The organism is Kitasatospora sp. NPDC093558, assembly GCF_040683475.1.
Taxonomy (GTDB): Bacteria; Actinomycetota; Actinomycetes; order Streptomycetales; family Streptomycetaceae; genus Kitasatospora.
In genome coordinates this window covers 1-5,518 of sequence record NZ_JBFBDY010000423.1, presented here as the reverse complement: position 1 = coordinate 5,518, position 5,518 = coordinate 1, and the positions used below count along the sequence as shown (strand labels likewise).

Annotated in this window: 5 protein-coding genes; 2 read left to right on the top strand and 3 right to left on the bottom strand. The window is 71.6% G+C overall.

What is annotated here, in order from left to right; genetic code table 11:
* Window positions 1–268: helix-turn-helix domain-containing protein (locus AB0O00_RS28085; RefSeq protein WP_363656382.1), on the top strand; the 268-nt coding region annotated here is incomplete at its 5' end.
* A gap of 62 nt (window positions 269–330) precedes the next feature.
* Here AB0O00_RS28085 and AB0O00_RS28080 read toward each other — a convergent pair.
* From AB0O00_RS28080 to AB0O00_RS28070, 3 genes are all read right to left on the bottom strand, one after another.
* Complete coding sequence (locus AB0O00_RS28080) at window positions 331–2,286, bottom strand: alkaline phosphatase (RefSeq protein ID WP_363656381.1); 1,956 nt, start codon at window positions 2,284–2,286, stop codon at window positions 331–333.
* A 362-nt stretch (window positions 2,287–2,648) separates the two neighbouring features.
* On the bottom strand, window positions 2,649–4,253 hold the full coding sequence (locus AB0O00_RS28075) for a metallophosphoesterase family protein (RefSeq protein WP_363656379.1): 1,605 nt from the start codon (window positions 4,251–4,253) through the stop codon (window positions 2,649–2,651).
* A gap of 126 nt (window positions 4,254–4,379) precedes the next feature.
* Window positions 4,380–5,165, bottom strand: a complete 786-nt coding sequence (locus AB0O00_RS28070) for a DUF1963 domain-containing protein (RefSeq protein ID WP_363656377.1) — start codon at window positions 5,163–5,165, stop codon at window positions 4,380–4,382.
* Window positions 5,166–5,361: 196 nt separating this feature from the next.
* Here AB0O00_RS28070 and AB0O00_RS28065 point away from each other — a divergent pair.
* Window positions 5,362–5,518, top strand: a 157-nt coding sequence (locus tag AB0O00_RS28065) for an NAD-dependent epimerase/dehydratase family protein (RefSeq protein WP_363656384.1), incomplete at its 3' end; no start/stop codon positions are given.

Sequence of the window (5,518 nt, the reverse complement as noted above, 5' to 3'; positions counted from 1 at the left end):
GCAGTGCCGGAGCGGCGACGGGGCGACCGAGGGGGCGAGTGTGACCGATGCCGAGCTGACCACTCAGCAGGCTGCCGACATGCCGAATGTCTCCCGCCCTTACCTCATCGGGCTGCTGGAGTCCGAGAAGATCCCGTCCAGGCTCGTGGGCCGCCACCGCCACATCCGTGTCGATGCCCTTCGCCAGTACCTTCGCGAGGACGACGCGGCACGAAAGGACGCCGCCGACGAACTCATCCAGCTGGACCATGACTTGGGACTGCTCTGACACGCCGTCCGCCGGGGCCGGGGCCGTGGCCCTGGCGGACGGGTCGGCGGCCAGGGCCGGGGTCACTCCCCGGTGGGAACCTCCAGGCCGAGGGCGTTCATGATCTCGAAGTACACCTCGGTGTTGTCCAGGAACCGGTTGAACCCGTCCGAGCCCGGGCCGGAGGCGACGATGGAGACGTCGTCCACGGTGTGCACGCAGTTGGTCTCGTGGAGCGGCAGGTTGCCGTTCTGGAGCTCGGCGCCGGGCTGGTGCTGCGGGTTCGGCACGGCGTTGCCGGTGGCGGTGTCGATCAGCGAGGGCTGGACGGGGACCGGGTTGTGGGTGAAGCCGTCGGTGTGGTCGGGGTGGTTGGACCAGCCGAAGAAGAGGCCGACCTCCGGGTTCGGGTCGTCGGGGAAGCCGTCGCCGTCGGCGTCCGTGTAGGTGGGGAAGCCCGCGTCGCCGTAGATGCCGTTGGCCGGGCGGCCCTGGTTCTTGCGGCGGTCGTGGGTGCCGACGATGCTCATCGAGTGGTTGTGGTCGGCGGTGACGACGATCAGGGTGTCGTCGCGGCCCTCGGCCCAGCGCTTGGCGACGCCGATGGCCTGGTCGAACTCGATGGTGTCGTAGAGCGCGCGGGGGCCGTCCAGGGGGTGCTCCTGCTTGTCGATCGAGGCGCCCTCGACCATCAGGAAGAAGCCGTTCGGCTTGTGCTCCAGGACGGCCAGCGCCGCCGCGGTCATGTCCGTCAGGGTCGGCTGGTCCTGCCAGTCGCCCAGCACCTCGGGCTTCTTGATCTGCTGCCGGTCCAGGTAGACGTTGAGGTTGCCGGTGTGGAACTGGCCGAGCAGCTTGTCCGGCGGCGAGCCGGCCGTCGTCGCGGCCAGTTCCTTCGCGGTGGTGGCGACGGCGAAGCCCTGCTGCCGGAACTCGTTGACCAGGTCGCGTTCGTCCTTGCGCTTCGAGCCCTTCTGGGACTTGGGCAGCAGGGAGGCGAGGCCGCCGCCCATCAGGACGTCCGGCGTGCGGGTGGGCACCAGCACCTGGTCCATGATCTCCAGGTACTCGGAGCGGCGGCGGGTGTGCGCCCACACGGCGGCCGGGGTCGCGTCCTGGATCTCGGCGGTGGTGACCACGCCGATGGCCATCTGACGGGCCCGCTTGAGGATCTCCGCCATGGACTCGACGCGCGGGTGCTTGTTCGGGTCGGGCTCGTTGGACTCGTAGACGCCCATCGCGTTGACCGAGGTCTTGTGGCCGGTCATGTACGCGGACATGGAGTTGGCGGAGTCGGTGGCGATCGAGTCGGCGCCGGAGGTGCCCACGATGCCGCGGGCCTCCATCCGGTCCATCTCCAGCAGGCCGTGGTACTTGCCCTGGGTCATGCCCTTGGAGAGCAGACGGGCGCCGGTGATCGCGGCGGAGCCCATGCCGTCGCCGAGGAAGAAGATGACGTTCCGCGCCCGGCGGCCGTGCCGGCGGGCGGCGACCACCTCGTGGACCACCTCGCCGGTGGTGACCTTGCCGTTGGAGGTGACCGTGACGCGCACCGTGTACTCGCCGGGTGCGGGGTACGTCACCTGCTGGTAGGTGACCTCCAGGCTGTCCTTGGCGGAGCTGGTCCGCACCGGGTCGTGGTGCAGGATCGGCTCCGGGCCGTCCTGGCCGTCCACCGAGATCTCGATCCGCGCGGTCGCCGGGTCCACCTGGGACGCCTCGACGCGCAGGTCGAACAGCGCGCCCGCGAGGAACTTGGCGTTGTCGATCGGGAGGATCCGCACCGGCCCGCCGGCCGCGCCGCGCACCCCGTGGCCCGCCGAGCGCTCGACCGCGGCGTGCGGCCCCGCGGCCTTCAGCGGGCCGAGCGGCGCCGCCGGGCCCGTCACGCCCGTCGTGCCCGAAGCGGGCCGCGCCGATGCGCTGCCCTCCCCCAGCCCGACGACGGCGGCCGCCGCCAGCCCGCCCCCGCCGGCCCGGAACAGCGAACGCCGCGACAGACCGCGCTCCGCCTCGCCACCCGTATTCCTGTCCTGCATGTCCGCCCGCCCCTTCAGCTGCCTGCACGAGGCCGGGGCGACGTGACGGCCGTCGCGCTGCCCCGGTTGAACAGCCCGCAATATGCCGTGCCCCGACGGCCGCCCGGGTGACGGGAACACCACGAAGGAGCAAGAGGGAGACGAACAACGGGCTTCGACTGCAGACGAGTTGGGGGTAGGACCGGACCGCACGCAAGGTCGCCCACTACCACCCGCACTACGCCTGCCTGCTCTCCGACCGCCCCGATCCGGTGCTCGGGTTCGACGCCGCGGCGACGATCACCGCGATCCATCACACCTTGCCCGAAGCGCGGTCGGGCCCGCCGTGCTGCGTGCGCGGCGGGCCCTCGAACAGCGCCGCGTTACCGGCGGCCGGCGGCCACCCGGCGGTCGGACTGCTCGTCCTCGCCCTGGCTGTCGTCGTCGCCCCAGCCATCGCTGCGGTCCCGGTACAACGTGAACTGGTCGTAGAGGGCCGGCGTCGGCACCGGGTTGGCCGCCGTGGCCGGGGCCGAGTGGTAGTAGCTCACGGTGATGCTCGTACGGCCGCCGGGCAGCACGCCCGGGTCGACGTCGAAGACGGCCACGCCGTACGGGTACTTGGTGTCCGGGTCGGTCACGGCCGACCAGTGGGCCTTCTCCTTGGCGTCCGGGTCGGCCTTGAAGGTGAGGCGCTGGGTGCGGACGAAGGCCTCGCGGACGCCGTCGCCGTCGGCGGGGAGGTAGACGTCGTCGTGGCCGGCCGTACCGCCGCCGCCGAGGATGAGGTGGACGGTGCCCTGCGAGGTGTCGATCTGGCGCAGGTCGTCGTCGGCGACGGCCGGGGTGAGGAGGCCGCCGGGCTCGGTACCCCGCACCGGGTGGGTGCGCTCGTAGTCGTGGTCGTGGCCGGCCAGGACGAGGTCGACGGAGTACCGGTCGAGCAGCGGCAGCAGCTTCTCGCGGATGCCCATGTCGCCGCCGTGGCTGGCGGAGGACGTGGACATCGCGAACTGGTGCATGTTGACGACGATCCAGTCGACCGCGCTGCCGCCGCGCGCCCGCGACAACGTCCGCTCCAGCCACCGCAGTTGGGCGCCTTCGCTGTAGTCGCTGATGTAGATGGAGTGCCCGGTCGCGGGGTCGATGCTGGCGTCGTCCTCGACGGCGATCTCGTTGCCGTCGAGGCTCAGGAAGAGCACCGAACCGACCTGGAACGCATACCAGTTGCCGCAGTAGTCGCGGGTGCCGTTGTCGGGCAGCTCGAAGCGGGTCAGGTACGAGGCGTAGCCGAGGTCGCCGCCGCCCGCCTCCACCTCGTGGTTGCCCGGCGCGGGCATCCAGGGCCGGCTGGCCGCCGACTTGGACAGGTTGTTCATGAACGCGTTCCAACACTGCGGCTGGAGCCGGTCGTTGTTGTTGGCGTACGCGAGGTCGCCGTTGAGCAGGTGGAACAGCGGGGCGAACTGCTCGACCTGGTGGACGGCCGCGGCGCCGTGGATCGAGGACTTCTTGAAGACGTTGTCGCCGGTGCCGAGGTCGCCGAAGCTGGTGAAGCGGAACGCGGCCCGGCCGCGCCCGGGAGCCGTGCGGAAGGTGCCGCGCACGGGCTGGGCACCGTCGTGCAGGACGTCGTAGACGTACGTGGTGTCGGGCTTCAGGCCGCGCAGCCGCACGTGGTGGGTGAAGGTCTCGACCTTGTTCAGCCCGTCGACGTACGAGCGCGTCTCCGCGTCGACGCTGCGCCCGGCGGCACCGCCGCGCGGCGTCCCGATCCGCACGCGCGGGCGGCTCACGCTCGCCGCCGTGGCCCACGAAACGGTCATCTCGGTGGACGGCTCGTTGCCCCACTGGAGGTGGATCTGCTCGGGCCCTGGCGTGCCGGCGACGGCGGGCTGCGTCCAGAGCAGGGTGGACGCCGGGACCGCCGCGAGGGCGCCGACCGCCGTCCCCGTCCGAAGGACCGTTCTACGAGAGGGATGTGACACTGCCGCCTCCATGGGCTCCGAGAAACGCCCAGGAGACTCCCACGACGGACGGGACCGGCAAACCACTTCGGACAGTGCGGCAAGCGAACGCCCGGTGAACGAACAGGTCATGCCGGCCCACGGTTCCTACACGCCGTACCGATGGACGAACGGACGCCCGGGGCATACGAGGCACTCGAAGAACCGCACGGCGTCCAGGTCCCCGAGGCTCAGGCCCGCGCCCTCCCACCGGACGTCGCGGTCCTCGACCGGGGTCCACGCCTGCCGGCGGTCGTGCTCCTCGGTGCTGTCTACCGTGAGCAGGTGGTCCATCGGTACCCCGCAGTCCGGGCACATCGGCCACCGCGGCTCCTGCGACCAGCCGGGGTAGCCGCCCAGCTTGGTGCCCGGCGCGGTGGACAGGTGGAACTGGTAGTCCCAGCCGGTCTCCCTCTCCACCTGCTCGAAGCGGGCGTCGAGGGCGTCCCAGAGTTCGTCCGGCAGATCCCAACTCGGGTACTCCGTCACCGACTCCGGATGCATGACGCAGGGGCGCGGCACCCTCCCGTACGCGGCATCGGCAGGCATCGGCGGGGCCTGCCGCACCTCCCCCACCTCCTCCGCGGACCGCCAGCGGACCAGCGGGACGACCCACTGGCTCTCGTGGCGGCGCGGACACCACAGCGCCTGGAGCACGTCCCGCCCCTCCGGGAAGGGCACGAGCTCCGGCACGTCGGCACGGAAGATCTGGACGACCGCGACCATCGGCGACCCCGGGTGCTCGGCGCACTCTGGCCACGGCTCCCGCTCCGGCCAGAGCAGCGGCCCGCCCACCGAGCTGTCACGGCAGGTCGGCCGGCCCGAACGGGGGTGCAGCCGCACGGTCTCCCTGCGGAACGGGACGAGCTCGGGAAACAGCTCTTCGACGTTCAAGGGGCGCGGTGGAGTTCGACGGGTCACCCGCGGACGGTACCTGCGGCCGATGCCCGGACGCACCGGAGTTTCGGTCGGCGCCGCACAGGAAGTCGGCGGGCCCGACTTCCCGTGTCTCACCCGGACGGATTACCGAAGGCTGACGAACGGAGCCGCACACGCCGAACGGAGGCCCCGCGCGGCTACGTTCGACGGCATGGAGATTCTCGTCACCGGCGGCGCCGGGTTCATCGGTTCCGCCGTCGTGCGCGCGCTCGCCGCCGCGGGCCACAGCGTGCGGGTGCTGGACGCGCTGCTGCCCGCCGTCCATCCTTCCGCCCAACTGCCCGACCTGCCGGACGGCGTGGCGTTCC